The sequence below is a fragment of the Halovenus salina genome (assembly GCF_026410925.1).
Classification (GTDB): Archaea; Halobacteriota; Halobacteria; order Halobacteriales; family Haloarculaceae; genus Halovenus; species Halovenus salina.
Genome location: NZ_CP112972.1, coordinates 2,267,931 through 2,286,805, shown reverse-complemented (window position 1 = coordinate 2,286,805; position 18,875 = coordinate 2,267,931). Strand labels below are relative to the sequence as shown.

At 60.3% G+C, this 18,875-nt stretch carries 15 protein-coding genes; 8 read left to right on the top strand and 7 right to left on the bottom strand.

The window, feature by feature from the left end; all coding sequences use genetic code 11:
* Positions 1-69: 69 nt before the first annotated feature.
* The gene (locus OSC37_RS11440; protein WP_267161579.1) at positions 70-1,527 is read right to left on the bottom strand and encodes a hypothetical protein; all 1,458 of its coding nucleotides are present in this window, start codon (positions 1,525-1,527) and stop codon (positions 70-72) included.
* Positions 1,528-1,901: 374 nt separating this feature from the next.
* On the opposite strand from OSC37_RS11440, the gene OSC37_RS11435 reads away from it, so the two are divergent.
* Positions 1,902-2,672, top strand: coding sequence for a hypothetical protein (locus OSC37_RS11435; RefSeq protein WP_267161578.1), 771 nt, complete (start codon positions 1,902-1,904; stop codon positions 2,670-2,672).
* A gap of 162 nt (positions 2,673-2,834) precedes the next feature.
* Here OSC37_RS11435 and sppA read toward each other — a convergent pair whose 3' ends face one another.
* Positions 2,835-3,839, bottom strand: coding sequence for a signal peptide peptidase SppA (gene sppA / locus OSC37_RS11430; RefSeq protein WP_267161577.1), 1,005 nt, complete (start codon positions 3,837-3,839; stop codon positions 2,835-2,837).
* A gap of 112 nt (positions 3,840-3,951) precedes the next feature.
* On the opposite strand from sppA, the gene OSC37_RS11425 reads away from it, so the two are divergent.
* Positions 3,952-4,710, top strand: coding sequence for an ABC transporter ATP-binding protein (locus tag OSC37_RS11425; RefSeq protein WP_267161576.1), 759 nt, complete (start codon positions 3,952-3,954; stop codon positions 4,708-4,710).
* Here the strand turns inward: OSC37_RS11425 and OSC37_RS11420 are convergent, their stop codons facing one another.
* The gene (locus tag OSC37_RS11420) at positions 4,711-6,366 is read right to left on the bottom strand and encodes a hypothetical protein (RefSeq protein WP_267161575.1); all 1,656 of its coding nucleotides are present in this window, start codon (positions 6,364-6,366) and stop codon (positions 4,711-4,713) included.
* Positions 6,367-6,528: 162 nt separating this feature from the next.
* Between OSC37_RS11420 and dpsA the strand changes: the two genes are divergently transcribed.
* A complete protein-coding gene (dpsA, locus tag OSC37_RS11415; RefSeq protein ID WP_267161574.1) occupies positions 6,529-7,080 on the top strand; it encodes a DNA starvation/stationary phase protection protein DpsA in 552 nt (183 codons plus the stop codon).
* On the opposite strand, the gene OSC37_RS11410 is transcribed toward dpsA, so the two are convergent.
* Positions 7,081-7,386, bottom strand: a complete 306-nt coding sequence (locus OSC37_RS11410) for an amphi-Trp domain-containing protein (protein WP_267161573.1) — start codon at positions 7,384-7,386, stop codon at positions 7,081-7,083. It lies immediately after the preceding gene.
* A 326-nt stretch (positions 7,387-7,712) separates the two neighbouring features.
* Between OSC37_RS11410 and OSC37_RS11405 the strand changes: the two genes are divergently transcribed.
* Together OSC37_RS11405 and OSC37_RS11400 are read left to right on the top strand one after the other, a co-directional pair.
* Complete coding sequence (locus tag OSC37_RS11405) at positions 7,713-8,921, top strand: ABC transporter substrate-binding protein (RefSeq protein WP_267161572.1); 1,209 nt, start codon at positions 7,713-7,715, stop codon at positions 8,919-8,921.
* 306 nt (positions 8,922-9,227) lie between these two features.
* Positions 9,228-11,738, top strand: coding sequence for an efflux RND transporter permease subunit (locus OSC37_RS11400; RefSeq protein WP_267161571.1), 2,511 nt, complete (start codon positions 9,228-9,230; stop codon positions 11,736-11,738).
* Between the two features lie 117 nt (positions 11,739-11,855).
* On the opposite strand, the gene OSC37_RS11395 is transcribed toward OSC37_RS11400, so the two are convergent.
* Positions 11,856-13,709 (bottom strand): cation:proton antiporter domain-containing protein, encoded by a 1,854-nt coding sequence (locus OSC37_RS11395; RefSeq protein WP_267164185.1) that lies wholly within the window; start codon positions 13,707-13,709, stop codon positions 11,856-11,858.
* A gap of 197 nt (positions 13,710-13,906) precedes the next feature.
* Here OSC37_RS11395 and OSC37_RS11390 point away from each other — a divergent pair, with 197 nt between their 5' ends.
* On the top strand, positions 13,907-15,274 hold the full coding sequence (locus OSC37_RS11390; protein WP_267161570.1) for a PQQ-dependent sugar dehydrogenase: 1,368 nt from the start codon (positions 13,907-13,909) through the stop codon (positions 15,272-15,274).
* Here OSC37_RS11390 and OSC37_RS11385 read toward each other — a convergent pair.
* Entirely contained in the window at positions 15,271-16,242 is a 972-nt protein-coding gene (locus OSC37_RS11385; protein ID WP_267161569.1) for a deoxyhypusine synthase, read from the bottom strand. The genes OSC37_RS11390 and OSC37_RS11385 overlap by 4 nt on opposite strands.
* Positions 16,243-16,346: 104 nt before the next feature.
* On the opposite strand from OSC37_RS11385, the gene OSC37_RS11380 reads away from it, so the two are divergent.
* Entirely contained in the window at positions 16,347-17,768 is a 1,422-nt protein-coding gene (locus tag OSC37_RS11380) for an FAD-dependent oxidoreductase (RefSeq protein WP_267161568.1), read from the top strand.
* A 179-nt stretch (positions 17,769-17,947) separates the two neighbouring features.
* Positions 17,948-18,130: a DUF5786 family protein gene (locus tag OSC37_RS11375; RefSeq protein ID WP_267161567.1), complete on the top strand. Its 183-nt coding sequence runs from the start codon at positions 17,948-17,950 to the stop codon at positions 18,128-18,130.
* A 100-nt stretch (positions 18,131-18,230) separates the two neighbouring features.
* On the opposite strand, the gene OSC37_RS11370 is transcribed toward OSC37_RS11375, so the two are convergent.
* Complete coding sequence (locus tag OSC37_RS11370) at positions 18,231-18,773, bottom strand: hypothetical protein (RefSeq protein ID WP_267161566.1); 543 nt, start codon at positions 18,771-18,773, stop codon at positions 18,231-18,233.
* Positions 18,774-18,875 lie beyond the last annotated feature (102 nt).

Below are 18,875 nucleotides of genomic sequence, written 5' to 3'. Positions count from 1 at the left end.
CCGGCCGCCAAGAACAGAACTTACCGGTTCACTCCGTTCGAACTCTATCCAAGTATCGAAGACAACTATTCAGCGGCTACTGGACAGGGTAGTGAGCTCTTTGATGTGATCGACTGGGTTTACAGTTTCCTGATCTGTTGGCAGTATTTCAGGGTCTTCTAGCGTTCCGGTCAATGCTATCGAAGCGTCCCATCCTTCTTCTTGGAATAGCTGATAGAGACCTCTTCCTACCTCTTTGAAATCTTGTCTCTTTTCTGAAGAAGGATCTGTTGGATAATTTTCTAAAGACTCTCCAAACTCATCTGAAACTAATTTTCCATCAGCAGGGATTTCAATGTTGGTTCTGTCTGGGTTATTATCGTACCTTGTAATTCCCATATCGTCTACAGTTTCTATCATTGCTTGGACTAGATAGTCTCCTAGGGAGTTATATCCGCCATCATCGTTCATACCAAATCTGAAGTAATCTTCATCTTTTTTTTCTAGTTCTCTGGCTTTCGTGTAGTCAAGTGCTGTTACATAATGTTCTGGGAACATGTGTCCTGAATCGCCCGGCTTTGAATCTCGTGACACATTTACTGTGTCCTGTTCTAGGCTTGAACGGTATAATGAGAAATCCGGATTTCTGATAACTCTTCTGAATATGTTAACGTTTGTGGCATCTGTTTGTTCGGCGTATTTGACTTTGGTTTCTCCGTCTTTCTGGTATTGGAGTAGGCCAGGCATGTGTCTGAACCCTGAGTTCCCATACTTGTGCCCAAATTCGTTTTCTCTTACGCCGCCGCTGTGTCCCTCTTTACCTGGATTTGCAGGTTCTGTTGCTGGTAGTGTTGAGAGCTTGTAGTCTGTGAAACCTGGCTGTATTTGTTCGATAGCGTCTTCTGCGATATTTGCTACTACGATGTTTGCTAGTCCTGATGAGGTGACGCCTGCTTCCTGTGTGGCCTTTATGAGTGCGCGTGTGAATGTTATTTCGTCGTCCTCTGCGGCGAGGTCAAGGTCGTCGTATATCTCTGCCTCGATGTGTTCTTCTGGGTTGTTGTATATCTCCTCTGCTCTCTCGATCATTTCGTCGACGGTCTTTGTGAGCTGGCCTTCTTCCATTCCTTCTGGGTACTGTCGATCATTTCTCTGTTTTTCTTGGTATTCTTCCTCTGTCGTGGTGTTGGTGATTACGTTGTCGTAGTCGTCCGGTATGTCGTCGTCGGCGAGGTGGCCGAGTGTCCCGGTTTCGTCTTCGAAGAAGTATCTTACAGCGGTTTCTGGGTCTTCTTCTGTTTGCTGGTCGTCTTCATCTGTGTTAGTATCGTCTGGGTCTTCTTCGGTTGCCTCGTTTTCACTCGGTGTTTCGGTTGGCTGGTCTTTGTTGGGGGTGGCTGTTTCTCTTGTGCTGGTTCCGTCCTCTGTGCTTGTGCTGGTGGCTCGCTCGGTTGGCGAGCTTTCATCAGTAGAGCCGGTTGAGCACCCGGCGAGTCCGAGAGTGAGTCCAGTGCCAAGGCTGGTGTAGAGAAAGCGGCGGCGTCTCATTACCTCCAATTTACCACGGTGATTTCATAGTACTACTGGTGGCCTATTCACAGCACTCCCGAGTGAATGACGACTTCTTACACAACTCGAACGTCACGCTGGAGATGGTCAGTGCAGTGGACACATGTACCGCAACGAATTGGGACCTCTCTGTGTTCCATCAGAAACCCAGTGCAAGACTTAGAGGGTACATGCATCATCGTGATAGAACGAAGACGATGGGATCACGGAGCGCGTATCAGGCAACTCTGCGTTGATTCACAGCTGGCACGCTGATAGCAACTCACGAATTGGCGGCAATGGTAAGACCGACAATTAAACCGGCACGTTATTTATGTTTTCTATTTGCTATATTTTGAATAAGTTAACTAGACATGGCAGGCTTCTTTGTTGCGTTGGCGGTTGGGATAGTTACGTTCGTAGCCGGTAGTTACTTGATATACAAGGGAATCGAGCCGTTATACTGGACAACCGTTGTCTTGAGAAGCACGACGGCCTCAGTAAGGGAGGCGAAAAACACTGACGGAATCGTCGAACTGGAGGGAGAAGCCGTTAGAACAGACGGTCAGGTCGAGTCGCCGTTTACCGCAACGGCGTGTCTGGCCTACGGGTGTAAGATCGAGCAGTATCGGAGTGGGAGTTCCAATACCGGCGGCAGGTGGAAGACGATCTACAGTGATCGCGACGGTGTCCCGTTTCGGTTCGAAGATGACACTGGCGGTGTTGAAGTTGACCCTGCGACTGCCACGCTGTTTTTTGCATCACGTGACACTATCGATGTCGGGTGGGGATCGACGCCCGGCGAGCAGATCGCGTCGTACCAGCGGCGGAGAAATATCGAGCGGGTCGGGGAAGACAAACCACGACGGTACATCGAGCAGCGAGTTGCCGCTGGTGATAGGATCCACGTCTACGGCCCGATTACGAATCGACCCATCACAACAATGGCTAATGCGTTCAATGCGCCCGTACGCCGCGGTAATGACCCACAATGGTTTCTTCTTACCGACACTGACAGAGCTGCAACGGTCCGCCGATTGCTGAAACCGATTCTGATGACGATACTGGGTATCCTGGCGTTCCTCTTCGGTCTGCGGATTCTGGGCTCTTTTGTTCTGCAGTTTGTTCTGTATATAATCGGCTGACCTGCTACGGTATGGCAGCAAGTATTGGTACCAGGTACCATGACCGGTACGCGTGTTACATCTTGCAGACTAGGTCAAATATCATTTCGCTCGAGTAGTTTCCTTAGCGATCAGTCCACACTGCAACTGAGCGATTGAGCGAAATCCCACACCCTGTGAGAATCAGGTACGGATACGAGGCACGTCGTCGCCGACAAGGACACTCGCGACGCCAGCGCCGAACGCACGAGCGACAGAGCGGGCACCCATCCCGATACGGTCGGTCACGCCCTGGTCGGGCTCGAAGGTCTCGACGGAGATCTCTTCGACGCCGAGGCTCGATGCGAGGCGGTCTTCCATCACCTCGCGCGGCCCGCAGGTGTCGACGAGGCCATTCTCGGCGGCCTCCTCGCCGATGTAGATGCGGGCCTCCGTGTCGCGGACGAACTCCTCGTCGAGGTCGCGGCCGTCGACGACAGTGTCGACGAAGGCGTCGTACCAGTCGTCGAGCAGTCCCTGGAAGTACTCTACCTCGCGGTCTTCGAGTTCGCGCCAGACCGAAGGTGAGTCCTTGTACTCGCCGGCGACAAAGCGTCGGTAGTCCAGGCCGACCTTCTCGGCGAGACCGGTCCGGCCGAGCTGTGAGCCGACGACGCCGATGGAGCCGACGATGCTGGCCTCGCGGGCGTGGAACTCGTCACACCCGCTGGCAATCCAGTAGCCGCCGCTTGCGGCCATATCTTCGGCGTAGGCGACGGTCGGCCCGTCGAACTCCTCGGCGGCCTGGCGGATGTCTTCGCTCGGCACAACCGCGCCGCCGGGAGTGTTGAGTTTCACGATGAGCGCCTCTGCGTTGCTGTCTCGGTCTGCCTCCTCGATTTGCTCGACGATGTCGTCAGCCGAAGCACCGCCGCCACCGACCGGAAGCGGACCGCCGCCGTCGCCGTCCCGCGTGATGACATCCTCGACCGCGACTTCGGCGACGTTGTACGCTGGGAATAGCTCCCCAGCGAGGCGGGCCGCGAACACGAATCCACCGACGGCAATCACAGCTATCAGAAGCGTATCGAGAAGGCCGAGTCCGGTGAACTCCGGTACGGCCCAGACGAGACCAATTCCAGCGCTGGCGGCGAGTCCAACACCGAGCAGTACCACAAGCAGTCGACCGAGTGTGCGTACCGTCGACATAGACAATCTCTGTCAATCTCGGGCGATAAAGCTGTCGGAACCTCAGACGCGGCGTTTCTCTGTGTGAGGGTCGGCTGACGGTTTTATACCGGTCGCGGACAGAGATACCCATATGACGACCCCGGCTATCGAGATGGACGACCTGACCAAGCGCTACGGCGAGACCGTCGCCGTCGCAGGGGTCACCACGTCGGTATCGGCGGGCAGTGTCTACGGCTTTCTCGGCCCGAACGGGGCCGGCAAGACGACCACGATGCGCCTGCTGACGACACTGACCCAACCCACTTCCGGCACTGCTCGCGTCGCGGGCCACTCGATCGAGGACCGCGAGGCGGTGTCGGCACAAATTGGCTATCTGCCCGAAGACCCGCCAATCTACGACGAACTGACCGGCCGCGAGCAACTGGAGTACATGGCCGGTCTCCGTGACCTACCCGAGTCGACGGCGAGCGAACGTATCGAGGAGATGCTCGACCGCTTCGACCTTGCCGAGGACGCGAACAAGCGCATCGGTGGCTACTCAAAGGGGATGCGCCAGAAAATCGGTGTCATCCAGGCGGTCCTCCACGAGCCAGCCGTTGCCTTCCTCGATGAACCCACGAGCGGGCTGGACCCGCGTGCAGCCCGGACGATGCGTGACACCATCGCCGAGCTGGCCGACCAGGAGATGACGATCTTCCTCTCGACACATATCCTCCCCGTGGTTGACGAACTCGCCGACACAATCGGTGTGCTCCACGACGGCAATCTCGTCACCGAGGGCGACCCGGAGATGCTGAAATCCCGCGCCGAAACCGGCGAAAGCGCCACCCTCGAAGACGCGTTTCTCGCGGTCACGACCGAGGAAGAGGCCGCCGAGCAGATGGCGTAATCAGTCGGGCCGGTACTCCTCGAAGCGACGAACGGCGTAGCCGACCGAGAGCACCGGCGCGAGCACTCCGGCGGCGAGGACGGCCACCGCAGCGCCGGTGACAACGCTTTCGGGGACCGTGAAATCGAGACGTGGAACAACCGCGATAATGCCCGAGAGCACCGCCGCGACCAGCTCCGTACCGTCGTCGAATCGAAGCACCGCTCCGGCTCCAATCGGGAGTAACACAGCCAGCGAGTAGAGCACGAACGCGGATTTGCTGGGCATCACCGCCTCGCGGTTTGTAGTGATACGAACCTCGCCGAACCGCGGGAAGGCAGCGCCGACACCGACGGCGAGTATCGGCGAGACGAGTGTTCCGATGACGGCTCCGACCGTCAGCAGCGCCGTCTCCGAAACCGTCAACGGGCTCAACAGACCTGCGATCGCCGGGACCACCAGCGCGAGGGGCACCATACAGATGACGCTTGCGAGGACCGTCCCCGCCACGACCTCACGGCCCGAGACAGTCGCGGTGAGCACCGCCGGCAGCGCCGGTCCATGGTCGCCGAGCAGATTGAGCGTAAAGAGTGCGCCCGCTGCCCAGGCGACGTAGACGGCAAACAGAACGGCGGCGAAGACGGGTATCTCGCCGGAGTCGATAGCGTCCCCAATAAAGGCGACTGCACCAATCAGGGGGTACGCCACGTAGAAGAGGCGAACAGGTGCCCGGCGTGCCCGGCGAATCGCAGTCACGGTGACGGTCCTGACCGGTCGGGTTGCGAACCCGGAGAGCAGGTTCCCGAGACGGTCGTCCGATTCGATGGTCTCGCTGTCGTCGGAGGCAGGGTCGGCAAACCAGTGAATCTCGCCGAGTCGAACCCCGGCCGTGAGCGCGGCCAACGCGACAGCCCCCGCTCCGACGACGCCGACAGCAGCTTCGAGTACCACGCCGTCGACGACAGGCGTCACGACCAACACAAGATGGCCCGGCCAACCGAGCGGACTGTCGCCGAGCACCTCAAACACCAGCGCGGTGATTCTGTTGAACCAGCCGAAGGCAATGCTCGCGAAGTAGGCGACCCCGACGAGGGCGAACACGACCGTCCGATACTGTGCGATTGGCTCGTAGACTGTGAGCAGATGCCGGAGACAGATGCCGACGACGAACCCGACACAGACGGCGACGCCAACGGCGACCACGAGCGCGATGAGTGCCGCAACCGGCACGAGCGGTGCCCCAGCGCCCCAGGCGAACGCACTCGACAACACGAGTACCGGGCCGGCGAGCCAGAGCAACACGACTGTCATCTCGCCCAGAACCAGCCCGGCGACGACGTTTTCCAGCCGTGTCGAGATGAGTAACGCGGCTGGTTCGTCGATATTGGCGACCGTCGTGACGGTCCGCGCTGTCGCGAACACCGCGAGGCCGGCTATCCCCGTCGCAACCACACCCAGGAGCGTACTGCCGATGATTTCGAGGTCCTCGCTCCCAATCTCGCCGGCGACCAACTCCTCACCGGCCGTCGAGAGCAACAGCGACCCGAACAGAAGTACCGGCCCCACCAGAACCAGTCCCAGCATGGCGAAGACCAGCAGCTTCGTCCGGTCGGTACGGATGTTCCGAAGGGTCCGACGGACCTCGGTCCGGGCGATACGAGCGGGAACTGAACGCATTGTGCATACGTTGAACCAAATCCGACAAAAACCCCACGACGTGTTTCGCTCACAGAGAATCGATCCCACACGTGGCCGATCTGTAGCCGAGGTTTAGGTTGGGCGAAAAGTGTACTAAAATTGATAATATTTAAGTAGATAGGGGCACAACGAGTGGATACGATGAGCACACAGAAGACAGTCCAGCAGGAAGCAGACACCGTCGAAGAAAACGCGCTCCGCCTTGCCCCGGAGAAGGCAGAACAGATTATCGACGCACTGAACACCGATCTCGCGGACGCGTACGTCCTCTACCACCAGCTGCACAAACACCACTGGAACGTCGAAGGCGCAGAGTTCCTCGACATTCACGTCTTCCTCCAAGAGGTCTACGAGGACGTCGAGGACGCCGCCGACGAACTCGCCGAGCGGCTGCAGGCGCTGGGTGGCGTCCCCAACGCCAGCATGACAACCCTCGCCGAGGAGGCGACCGTCGAGGCCGAGGACGAGGACGTCTACGACATTCGGACCTCGCTACACAACGACCTTGAGATGATGGGCGACATCATCGAGAGCTACCGCGAACACATCGAACTCGCGGCAGGATTGGGCGACCACGCGACGGCCCAGATGCTGCGCGAACAGCTCGAGACTATCGAAGAACACACCCACCACGTCGAGCACTACCTCGAAGACGACACGCTTGTGCTCGACTCGGCGACACACGCCGAGTAGTCAGCTGATTTCCGGTGCCGGGTCGTCGGTCCGCCCCGGTAGTTCGAGTTCGATTTCTAGTTCGGGCTCGTCGACGCCCTCGTAGTCGATCTCGAGCGTCGTGGGCTCGCCGAACGCGAAGGGGAGTTCCCACTTATCGGTCGTCAGCGTCAGCTCGTCGTCCGATTTGAGCTGTTCTCCGAGTGCAACGAGAAAGTCACCGGCTGCCTCGGTGTCCAGCCGGTACTCCTGTTCGAAGTCGCGGCCGGACCTGATAGTCGTTCGCTCGTTCGCCTCATCGCTGTCGGATGAATTGGTTTCTGTCATGGTTGTCTCCTCGAAGCTGCGCTGTCCAGCCATCGGCGCGTCCCGAAGATTCGGCCGCGTCTGGGCTGGCGTCGACTGTATTTAGGCTAGCCTAAAGTAAAAGCAGTGTGATTTACTCCTCAAGCAATAGGAGGTTGGTCTCCTGTGTGAGCACCATGACAACTCAGGCGAGCTGTCTCTGGTCTCGCTGGTCGTATGTTTTAGAGCCACCTAGATGAGTAAAGCACTTACGAACCACGGGTTGACTCTCTGGGAGTAACCCACTGGGCAGGCTTCTGTCGGGCTCACTCCGAAATCCTTTTAAATTTTTTAGGCTAGCCTAAAACATGGGAAAACGGTCCAGTACGCGGAGACAGGTGTTAAGAGCAGGTGCAATCGTCGCCGGAACCAGCGCGTTCGCGGGCTGTATCGGCGGAAGCGACGGCGACGACGAAACGAGCGGAGACGAAGCTGACGGCGACGACACGCCGACAGACGGAACAGATACCCCGACATCGAGCGACGGTGAGGATACCCCCGACTCCAGCGACGGTGAGGAGCCGTACTCGGTGACGATGGAGTCTGTGGGGACCGTCGAGTTCGACGCTGTCCCCGAGACCTGGGCAGCGAATAACGGAAGCTGGGCCGACATGGGGATCGCGCTCGGCCAGGACCCGCCGGAGACAGTTTATCTGTCCCAGCGGTATCACACCCAGCTCTACGACGAGATTCCGGACGTGAGTGTCGACCAGAGCGAAATCGGCTCGCTGTGGGAGAGCGCCCTGGACACCGAGAAGTTCCTCTCACTTGAGGAGGATGTCGACGTGTTCGTCATGGACCCGAACTTCATCGTCAACCGGAGCGATGCGATGGAAGAAGGCGATATCGAACAGATTGAGTCGGCGGGGACGCCGTTTCTCGGGAACAGCAGCTTCTCGCGGGGATACGAGTGGCACGACTACCAGTTCCTCTCGGTGTACGACGCCTTCGAGAAAATGGCCGAGCTGTTCCAGGAACGCGAGCGATACGAGGCGTTCGTCGAGTTACACAACCAGTTCCAGGACAACGTAGAGAGCATCGTGCCGTCCGAGGACGAACGACCCGCTGTTGCCATCATGTGGCCACGGCCAATCAACGAACCCGAGAAGTTCTCGCCGTATCTCATCGACGAGGGAACGAGCTTCAAGCAGTGGCGCGACCTCGGCGTCGAGGACGCCTTCGCGACGACAGACGTGGGTGACTTCCACGCGAGCCGGGACCGGGTCGACTACGAGACACTACTGGAAATTGACCCCGATCTGTTGTTGTTGCGTGGCAACGAAGGGAAAACAGCGACAGAGTTCGAGGACACAATCGTCTCGTTCATGGAGAACCACGACGTTGCCAGCCGCCTGAACGCGGTTCAGAACGGCGATGTCTACCGCGGCGGCCCCCTCTATCAGGGCCCGATTACGAACATGGTCCTCACCGAGCGGGCGGCAAAGCAGGCCTACGGCGTCGACGAGGAACTGTTCGACCGCCAGCGCGTCGCCGACATCGTCAACGGCGAGTTCTGAGACGAGGCCACTCGATACCGAGAAAGCAACCAAGCCACGCGTCGACAGGGACGACAGTACCGTCGTCGTCGGCCCCGACCCACCCCGGGCCTCGCTGAGCGCCCAGAAGATGGCCGTCGGTCGTTGCCGAGCAGACTCAGTGCCGATTCGGGCGGTAACTGGCCGTAGGTCAACGGTGGCCCCTCAGAGATCAGTTGTAGTATATAAAAGTTGTTTTTGATTCACATATATAACATTACCTGTCGTATTCTCTCCGCGAACAGGAGTTACCCGTTATAAGTGAGCAAGTACAGTAGACCCTCCCAGATGATACAGCGATTTCTCCGTCGGGCAGCCGGCTTCGTCACGGAGCACAACGTCATCGTGCTGTTGGTGATGGTGCTTCTGACGGGTGGCATCATGGCCGGTATCCCACAGCTAAATACCTCGAGTCAGTCGGGTGGTACAGCCTCGCAGTTCGACGACATCGACCGCGTCCAGAAGTCACAGTACATCGACGACGCGTACAGCAAAGCGGTAGTCAAAGGTTCGACGAGGGAGGTCGAGCCGGTGTACGTCTGGAATGAGGACGGGAACGCGCTGTCGAAGGAGTCACTGCTTGCGGGATTGCGCTACCAGCAACGCGTCACCGAAAACGAGACCGTCCAGGCGGCGCTTCACGACGACGGCGTCCGGGGTATCGAGAACCTCGTCGCCACGCAATCCGCCGGGAGCAGCGCCTCGCTCGACGATCAGATTCAGGCGCTCGAATCGATGAGTGAAGCCGAAGTCGAGACAGCCATCGGCCAGCTTCTCGACGAGAACCCACAGGCCGGGCAGTTCCTCCCTGCCGACCACGAGGGGACGACTTCGTCCGACCGACGCACCCTGGTTGTGCTCGACACAGCGGGTGACAGTCCTCAGGAAGATGCCGAGACAGTCCTCTACGAGACGGCAACAGAGTATGAGGATGACGGCTTCTTCGTGTTGAGTTCTAACGCCTACTCCGAGGCGAGCTCACACTTCTTCGGCGAGATGGTCGAACTCGTCTTGCCGATTACCCTGGCGCTCATCCTGTTTATTCTGGCGTTTGCGTACCGCGACCTGGTCGATGTGGTCGTCGGCATGGCTGGTGTCATCCTGTCGGTGCTGTGGACGTTCGGTCTCCTGGGGTGGCTCGGCGTTGAGGCAGGCGTGATAATGATTATTCCGGTCGTGTTGATTGCAGGGTTGAGTATCGACTTCGGCTTTCACGTCTTCAACCGCTACCGCGAGGAACGCGGCCCAGGAGAGGGAATCCGGAAGCCAATGGCCAGAGGCCTGTCTCTCGTCGCGACGGCGCTGATTCTCGTGACCGCAACCGCCGCTATCGGCTTTCTCGCCAACCTGGCTAATCCGCTGCCGAGCATCCGTGATATCGGTATCACCGTGACGCTCGGCGTCGTTTCGGCGCTTGGCATCTTCGTCACGGCCGTCCCTGCACTGAAAGTCAGCATCGACCGCACGTTCGAACGCATCGGTCTCGACCGCCGGAAGGCCCCGCTGGGACACGGCTCGTATCTGCGGCCGATGCTCGAAAAAACGGTCACCCTCGCCAGGCGCGGGGCTCCCGTCGTGTTGGTGCTCGCGGTACTCGTTGCCGCTGGGGGCGGTGTGGCCTGGACACAGCTCGACCAAGAGAGCTACCAGCAGGCCGACGGCGACGTCGCAGAGTGGAAACAGCAACTGCCAGAGCCGCTGGGCTGGGAGCAGACCGAGATATTCACACAGCAACGCCACGTCGGGGAGGTCTACCAGCCTGCAAACGCCGACGACGCCATCAAATCCGAGATACTCGTCGAAGACGACGTGACCAGCCCCTCGACGCTCGAAGACATCGACGCCAGCGTAGAGCGTCTCGCACAGGAAGGGCTGTTGCTCGACCAGTCGGCGACCCCGGCCGAGCGGTCCCCGCTGACCGCGATGCAACAGGTCGCATCCGAAGACGAGGAGTTTGCGGATGTCTTCGCGGACGCTGACACAGATGACGACGGGATCCCCGACCAGAATCTCGCCGCGGTGTACGATGCCCTCTACGCGGCCGACAGCGAAACTGCCGAGCGAGTCATCGAGCGGGTCGACGGTGAGTACCAGTCGCTGCTGGTAACCCTCTCGCTCGACGTCGACTTCTCGGAATCGAGCGCGATCGCCCCGAAACTCGACGACGGGGCCGCCGTCATGGAAGGTGACGGACAGCGGACGGCGACTGCTGCCGGCCCGATTACCGTCAACGAGGCGGTTCTCGACAACGTCATCGGCGGCGTAGTCACGACCATGGTTGTCGCGCTGGTGGCAATCGTCGTTGCGTTGATTCTCGTCTTCCGGCTCATGCACGGCAGCGCAACCCTCGGCGCGGCCGTCTCCGGGCCAATTTTCCTCGTCGTCGGGCTTGTCATCGCCGGGATGTATCTGCTCGAGATCCCGCTGACGCTTTTGACTGCCCTCCTGATGAGTCTGGTCGTCGGTCTCGGCATCGACTACAACATCCACATCGGCGACCGGTTCGCCGACGAACTGCGCGAGGGGAACAACGAAATCGAAGCACTCCGGGCCGCAGTGACCGGTACCGGCGGGGCGTTGCTTGGCAGTACGCTCACGTCGGCGGGCTCGTTCGCAACGATTGCGCTGGTCCCCCATCCACAGGTCCAGAGCTTCGGTAGCATCGTCGTCGTCGCGCTCGTGACGGCGTTTCTGGTCAGTCTGCTCGTGTTGCCGAGTGTCCTCCTGCTCTGGAGTCGCTACGCCTCACTGTCACTCGATGCGTCGACAGCCACCGGAGAGCCAGCGCCACAGGACTGATAGTGATTGTTGCGGTTATTTTCGTGACCACGCCACGAATATCGGTGTTTCACCGCGTGAGACCCACGTCTCGTTTCCCAACGGCGGTAACGACTCGCAACAATCACTATGAAACGGTCAGTCGTGTGGGTGTAGTTGTGCGATTGCCCCGTCGACGGCTTCGGTCTGACCGAGCACCGTGAGGCGGTCGCCGTACTGTATCCGCATCTGTGGGTCCGGGACCGTGTTCTCGTCGTCACGGGTGACAAGTGCGACGATACAGCCGTCGGGGAGGGTCGTGTTCAGGTCCCCGATTGTCTCGTCGACGAGTCCCTCGTCGGTCACCTCTATCTCCTGGACATCGCCGCTCCGGCCGAGTTCTGCCATCCACCGCGACAGGCCCGGCCGCTCGATGAGGTTGTCGATTGCCCAGGCCGTCGACCCCGTCTCGGAGATAGTTTCGATACCGAGGTCTTCGAACGCACTCCGGTTCTCGGGGTCGTTGACACGGGTGATTACCTTGCGAACGTCGAACTTCGAGTCCGCGAGCTGTGTTACGAGGAGGTTGGTGTCGTCGTCACCCGTCGCGGCGACGATTATCTTCGCGTTGTCCGCTCCGGCCTCCCTGAGACACTCCGTGTTGGTTCCGTCGCCCTCCTTGACGGTGAAGCCGTCGCTCCGAAGGGTTTCGGCCAGGTCGCTGTCGTGTTCGATAATGACGACGTTCTCGCCGCGTTCTTCGAGTCGTTCACTTAGTTCACTCCCGACACGTCCGCCGCCGATGATGAGTACACGCATTGGAATCACCTGTAACCGTTCGGCAATCTGTCGCGCGAATCCGCCCTCGAAAATGACAGTCAGAAAGATAACCAGAAAGACCGTCCCCGCAAGGATGTTCGCACCCTCCGGATTCGACGGCGGGGCCGGCGTCTGGAGCTGGATCGCAAACAGCGTCGCCACGCTCGCCGGAATGATACCACGGGGCCCGGCAAAGCTCATAAACAGCTTCTCGCCGCGCGTGAACTTCGCCCCAGCGGTCGAGAGAAAGACCAGCGCCGGGCGCAACACGAGTGCGACGATAGCGACGACGGCGAGTCCTGAGAGACCTAAATCAATCAGCGTATCGAACTCGATGAGCGCCGCAAGCGCGATGAAGACAAACGAGAGGACGACAATCGTCACGTCACCTTTGAACTCCTCTATCTGCTCTTCGTACGGAAGATTCAGATTTCCAAGGAGGACCCCGGCCGTCGCGACGGCCGCGACACCGGACTCCGTCGCAATCACATCTGCCAGACTGAAGGCGAGAATCGCGCCCGCGAGTGTCATCAGGCGGACGTTCTGTGGCGTCCAGGCCGACGGACTGTCGACGTAGACCACCAGAAACCACAGGACCCCTGCCGTCACCAGGCCGACGAAGACACCGACGCTCAGGCGCTGGACGAACTCGACGAGATAGTCCGCCGGGTCGGTTCCCTGCGAGGCCAATAGTTTGAAGATGACCGCCGCGAAGATGGCGGCACTCACGTCGTTGACGATACCCTCCGTTTCGAGTGCCGCGGCGACGCGGTCCCGGACCGGAACGACCGCCAGAATGGGCGTGATGACTGTTGGCCCAGTCGCCACCAGCAAGGCCCCGATTAGCGCGGCAATACCCCACTCGACGCCGAGCAGGTATCTGACCGCGAGCGCCGTTCCTCCGAACGAGATAATCGCCCCGACAGTAATCAGACGGATAGTCGCCGACGGTGCCTCCCTGAGTTTCGCTATCTTGAGGTGGAAGGCCCCCTCGAAGACGATGATAGCGACGCTGATGCCGACGATGGTGGTCAACGAGTCGCCGAAGGTGTCGAGCGTGACAAGGCTAATCCCTTTCGGGCCGACAGCGACGCCAGCGAGAATCAAAAAGAGCACGCTCGGGACCTGAAACCGGTCTGCGAGCACCTGTGCGGTCACGCCCAGCGCAAGGATGAGAGCAACGATAATCAGCATCTCCGGCCCCTCCGAGGAGACCAGCGGAGAGAGACCGCCCGGGGCAGTGGCTGTGGCTGTATCGAATATCTCCACGCCGGTACTCCTCACGCTATCCATATAAATGCCTGCGCTCCCCGGCCGATCCGGCGAAGACATGTCGGTGTTCCGTGGGCAGTTCCAGAAGACATTTGCCAGCAACTCCGTGAGTGTCAGTCATGACACGGTATACGCGGCGGCGGCTGCTTGGTCTGGCAGGCGCGCTCTCGCTGTCGGCGGCCGCCGGCTGTCTCTCGGAGTCGAACGACGAGTCGGCGACACCGACACCGGGCGAGACAGGCGTCGATGAGATGCCGTACGACGTGGGCGTCAGCCACGAGATAGCGCAGTGGGACGGGTACGACGCCGACTGGACGGCACCGGAGACAGCCCCAGAACAGGGCGGCTACGAGATCGAGGTGCTCGCCGAGAACTTAGAGATTCCGTGGGATATTGCGTTCTCCCCGGACGGTGAGTTGTTTCTCACAGAGCGGACAGGTCGCATCCTGACGCTCGCGCAGGGAGAGGGGGAGACAGTCACCGAACCAGATGCAGTTGTCGACGCTGAGTCTCTCCCCCCAGGGTCAGACGAGGATAGCTGGTACGTCGAGGGCGGTGAGGGCGGGCTACTCGGTCTGGCCATCCACCCAAACTACCCGGACGTACCGCTGGTGTACGCCTACTTCACGACCGAAACAGACGACGGCCGCACCAACCGCGTCGTCGCCTTCGACACGACCGCCGACGACCAGAACGAGAACTCCTGGGTCATCGTCGACGGTATCCCTGCCGACGCCTACCACAACGGCGGCCGCATCACGTTCGGGCCGGCGAACTACCTCTGGGTCGCGGCCGGCGACGGCGACCCCGCGCTCGACGACCCCGACGCAATCGCCGACCCCGGAACCCTCGGCGGGAAGATTCTGCGCGTCGAGCCGGACGGCTCCACGCCGGCCGACAATCCCGACATCGAGGGCGGTGACCCCCGCGTGTACACGTACGGCCACCGGAATCCACAGGGGCTGGCCTGGCTGCCCGACGGGACACCAGTAATCACCGAACACGGCCCCGGCGGCGGGGACGAGGTGAACGTGCTCCGGGCGGGCGAGAACTACGGCTGGCCAGCGGCACGAAACAGCGAGGGGTTCGACTCCTATTCGGGCACCGACTACCAACCCCCAGTCGCGGGCGCACCGTCCTGGGCACCCTCCGGTTCAGTCTTCTACACCGGCGAGGCGGTTCCGTCGCTCCAGGGCCGTCTGCTCGTGGGCGGACTCATCAGCCAGCAGATCGTCGCCATCACGCTCGCCGAGGACGAGAGCCGTCTGTCGGCCGACCACGCAGGTCGCCACGACGCTGACTGGATGGACGAAGAGTATCACGCCGCAAGTACGCCACTTCTCGCCGACGAACTCGGCCGGATTCGTCACCTCGAAGAAGGGCCAGACGGCGAGCTGTACGCGGTAACCTCGAATCGCGACGGGCGGGCGGGCGACGGCTTCCCCACCGAACGCGATGACAAACTGGTCCGGATTCGGCCGCGTTAGGACATAAACGCGCCGGCGACGAGCAGCGGGAAGACGAGTGTCGCCTCGGCCTCGATTTGCGTGTAGTTGGTATCCTCTTCTTTGATTTTCCCCCACGAGACAGCCTCGTCCGGGGGTGCGCCTGAGAGTGAGCCGTCACCCTCCATCCCCGTCGAGATGTAGACGGCGTAGTCAGCCCCGCCACGGAACAGGTTCGTCATGATGGCGTGGTGTTTCGGGACGCCCGCGCCAACGGCAATCAGGCCGGTCGTCTCCGAAAGCAGGCCGTCCTCGATGAGCGAGTCGTAGTCGTCGAGGATTTCGATGCCGATGTCCATGTCGTGCTCGCGCCGGTAGTAGTAGAGGAAGTTGCCGACCTCGGCGTCGGTAAGGGCCGGACAGTACACCGGCACGTCGTTGTCGGCGGCCTGTTTCAGCACCGAATCCTCGTCGTCGAGTGTCTCACCCAACTCGCGTGCGAAGGCAGTCGGCGTTCGGACCGACTCCTCGGCGAAGAAGTCGTCGAAGAAGTCATAGAGGTACTCCTCCAGCCAGACGTAGCGGTCGGAGGGGACGTAGATGTTGCCGAGGCGATTGATGCCCTGCTCGCGGAGCTCGGCCTCGTCTGCGTCCCACTCGCCCATCTTGAACGGCTTTGCCGTCTTGATGACATCCTCGGTCAGCGAGCCGGAGGTCGTGATAATGACATCGACGTGACCCTCCCGGACGAGGGCGGCGACGGTCTCGCGCAGCCCCGACGAGATGATGTTCGAGGTGAGTGTGAGGTATATCGTCGCGTCCTCGGCCTGCATCTGTTCTGTAATCTCGACTGCCTCGGCGAGATGGGTCGCCTGAAAGCCCGTCGTCGCGTACGTATCGAGCAAATCGTCAATGTCGGTCTCGCCCCGGAAGTCGGGACCACAGACGTCGGCCGTGTCGAGGTCCTCGTCGGTGCCGGGGACCACGTTGTCGCGCGTATCTTCGTCCATACCGACCGATACGGACACGAGCGGTTTGTATATCTCGACTTAGAGCCAGGAGGGGTAACCAATCGCTCACAAACACTTAGATGGGTGGACAGAGAGACTCGCGTATGAGCGATCCGTTTGTAGTCATCGGCGGTGACGCCGCCGGACTGAGCGCAGCCAGCAAGTGCAAACGCGAAGACCCCGACCGCGAGGTCGTCGTCTACGAGCAAAGCGAGTGGATTTCCTACGCCCACTGTGGGATGCCCTACTACATCAAAGGCGAGGTAGAGCGCCTCGATAACCTGCTCTCGCTGTCGCCCGCTGAGGTCGCCGAGCGCGGTATCGACCTCCACAGAGGCCACGAAGTCGTTGATATCGACCCCGAAAGCCAGACTGTCTCCGTCCAGGGACCAGACGAGGCGTTCGAACAGCCCTACGGCGACCTCCTCGTCGCGACCGGTGCCCGCGCGCTGACCGCCCCAATCGAAGGAACCGACCTCGACGACGTCTTCACGATGCATCACATGGATTCCGCGGCCGCAGTTCGGGCGTTCCTCACGCCTCCCGACAGCGAGGAGGGGTTCGACGCGGGATACGCCGACGTAACCGAAGTCGTCGAGGAGTACCGCAACCGCGACCCACCCGAGACCGTCGCAATCGTCGGCGGTGGCTACGTCGGCGTCGAGATGGCCGAAGCGTTCCGTGCTCGGGGACTGGAGACACACCTCTACCAGCGTTCCGAGCGACCTGTTCCACCCTTCGGAGAGGCAGTCGGTGACCGCGTCGTCGATTCTCTCGCCGAAGCGGGCGTCGACCTCCATCTCGACACCGCCGTCGAGTCACTTGCGGGGGAGGGTCGCCTCGAGCGCGTCGAAGCGACAGACGGAGCTGTCGATGTCGACCTCGCGCTCGTGGGGATCGGTATCCGTCCGAACACCGACCTCGTCGCCGACCACGTCGAGTGCGGTGACTCCGGTGCGATTACGACCGATGACTACGGTCGGACCTCCGTCGACGGAGTGTACGCCGCCGGCGACTGTGCCGAGATGCGCCATACCGTCACCGGAACACAGGAATGGGTCCCGCTCGGGCTGACGGCCAACCGGGCTGGACGCGCAATCGGCCAGACCGTCGCCGGTGACCCCGAGCCAGTCGGAGCGATTGCCGGGACGGCAGTGCTGAAAGCATTCGAACTGGAGTGTGGCCGGACCGGTATCGTCGACGACGACAGCGCCCGCGAGGCCGGCTTCGACCCACTCTCAGAGACGGTTACCGCCGGGTCACGTTCGGGCTACTATCCTGGAAACGCCGAGACGACCGTAACGTTGGTCGCCGACCGCGAAACCGGCCGGCTACTCGGCGGGACGATTGCCGGCGAGGACCGGGCGGCAATCCGCATCGACACGGTCGCGACGGCGCTTGAGGGCGGGCTGACCGTCTCGGAACTCGAACGTCTCGATCTGGCGTACGCGCCACCGTTCAGTCCCGTCTGGGACCCGGTACTGGTGGCTGCGAAGGTACTGGGCGGCCGTCTCGACGACACCTGATAGTGATTGTTGCGGTTATTTTCGTGACCACGTCACGACTATCGGTGTTTCACCGCGTGAGACCCACGTCTCGTTTCCCAACGGCGGTAACGACTCGCAACAATCACTATGAGACACGGCAGTCGCCGGCGCTCTGTCGGACCACGCCGCTTTTGTGCAGTCAGACACTCCGTCGTTGTATGGGGTTTGGAAGCTACGACGAGTCAGAACAAGAGAACCAAGAGATGAACACCGAAGACAACACGGAGGCCGTCAACGTTCACGAGTCCGAACACGACGGCGAGGTAACCTTCGATACCGAGGCTTCGACGGACGACCTCGTCGATAAGCTCGGCGAGATGAAAGGTTCTGACGACGACTGACGCCCGTACCTATCTTTTTTCGGGGCACTCACCGCTGCGCTCGCTGTGTTGTGTTTGATTGTTGGAAAATACCACCAAAAACAGTCGGGAGTGGGAGACTCTACCAGGTCAACTCCCACGCGTGACTCTCGTCTGTGTTCGGGTTGGCTTCGTCGAGGGTTGGTCGCGCGTCCGCTGGGCCAAAGTCGGCGGCAACCTGTTTGAAGACCCCCTCTGCGAACCCAGGACCGTACGGAAATCCTTCGAGAATACCTACTCTCGCCGCTCTGTTGTCCAGTTTTTCGAAGGTGTAGTTCCCCGCCGGATTCGTCTGATTGCTGTTCCTGTAGGCATCTCTGTGCAGATCAATCAGGGCGGTCAATGCGTCCGAAAGCGTCGAGACGGAGTCGGGCCACGGAATCGCCTTCGCTGACTCGGTGCCACCCTGCATCATCGTCTTGGAACCGATTTCATCTCTAACCTCGCTGAACGCGAGGACAACGTCTTCTGTTCGGTACCACGCCTCGGCGTCGACGTGCGGGAGATGTTTCTCGAAGATATCGTTTACTTTCCGCTGGAAGACAGGGGAGACCTCGCCTGCACTTTCGACGAATGCAACGACGTATCGTCCGTCAGCTTCAGACTCTGTATCATACGATGTCATCGCGAGGAAATTTCGTCGCTGGTGACTTATACTACGTGCAGTAATACTCAGGCATGGAAATTCATGCATCAGCTTGTGGTATGAGGTTGCATTCCTCGACAG

Excerpts from the sequence above, each read along its gene's own strand:
- OSC37_RS11440 (WP_267161579.1), bottom strand. The coding sequence starts at position 1,527 with ATGAGACGCCGCCGCTTTCTCTACACCAGCCTTGGCACTGGACTCACT.
- OSC37_RS11435 (WP_267161578.1), top strand. The coding sequence starts at position 1,902 with ATGGCAGGCTTCTTTGTTGCGTTGGCGGTTGGGATAGTTACGTTCGTA.
- sppA (WP_267161577.1), bottom strand. The coding sequence starts at position 3,839 with ATGTCGACGGTACGCACACTCGGTCGACTGCTTGTGGTACTGCTCGGT.
- OSC37_RS11425 (WP_267161576.1), top strand. The coding sequence starts at position 3,952 with ATGACGACCCCGGCTATCGAGATGGACGACCTGACCAAGCGCTACGGC.
- OSC37_RS11420 (WP_267161575.1), bottom strand. The coding sequence starts at position 6,366 with ATGCGTTCAGTTCCCGCTCGTATCGCCCGGACCGAGGTCCGTCGGACC.
- dpsA (WP_267161574.1), top strand. The coding sequence starts at position 6,529 with ATGAGCACACAGAAGACAGTCCAGCAGGAAGCAGACACCGTCGAAGAA.
- OSC37_RS11410 (WP_267161573.1), bottom strand. The coding sequence starts at position 7,386 with ATGACAGAAACCAATTCATCCGACAGCGATGAGGCGAACGAGCGAACG.
- OSC37_RS11405 (WP_267161572.1), top strand. The coding sequence starts at position 7,713 with ATGGGAAAACGGTCCAGTACGCGGAGACAGGTGTTAAGAGCAGGTGCA.
- OSC37_RS11400 (WP_267161571.1), top strand. The coding sequence starts at position 9,228 with ATGATACAGCGATTTCTCCGTCGGGCAGCCGGCTTCGTCACGGAGCAC.
- OSC37_RS11395 (WP_267164185.1), bottom strand. The coding sequence starts at position 13,709 with ATGCTGATTATCGTTGCTCTCATCCTTGCGCTGGGCGTGACCGCACAG.
- OSC37_RS11390 (WP_267161570.1), top strand. The coding sequence starts at position 13,907 with ATGACACGGTATACGCGGCGGCGGCTGCTTGGTCTGGCAGGCGCGCTC.
- OSC37_RS11385 (WP_267161569.1), bottom strand. The coding sequence starts at position 16,242 with ATGGACGAAGATACGCGCGACAACGTGGTCCCCGGCACCGACGAGGAC.
- OSC37_RS11380 (WP_267161568.1), top strand. The coding sequence starts at position 16,347 with ATGAGCGATCCGTTTGTAGTCATCGGCGGTGACGCCGCCGGACTGAGC.
- OSC37_RS11375 (WP_267161567.1), top strand. The coding sequence starts at position 17,948 with ATGGGGTTTGGAAGCTACGACGAGTCAGAACAAGAGAACCAAGAGATG.
- OSC37_RS11370 (WP_267161566.1), bottom strand. The coding sequence starts at position 18,773 with ATGACATCGTATGATACAGAGTCTGAAGCTGACGGACGATACGTCGTT.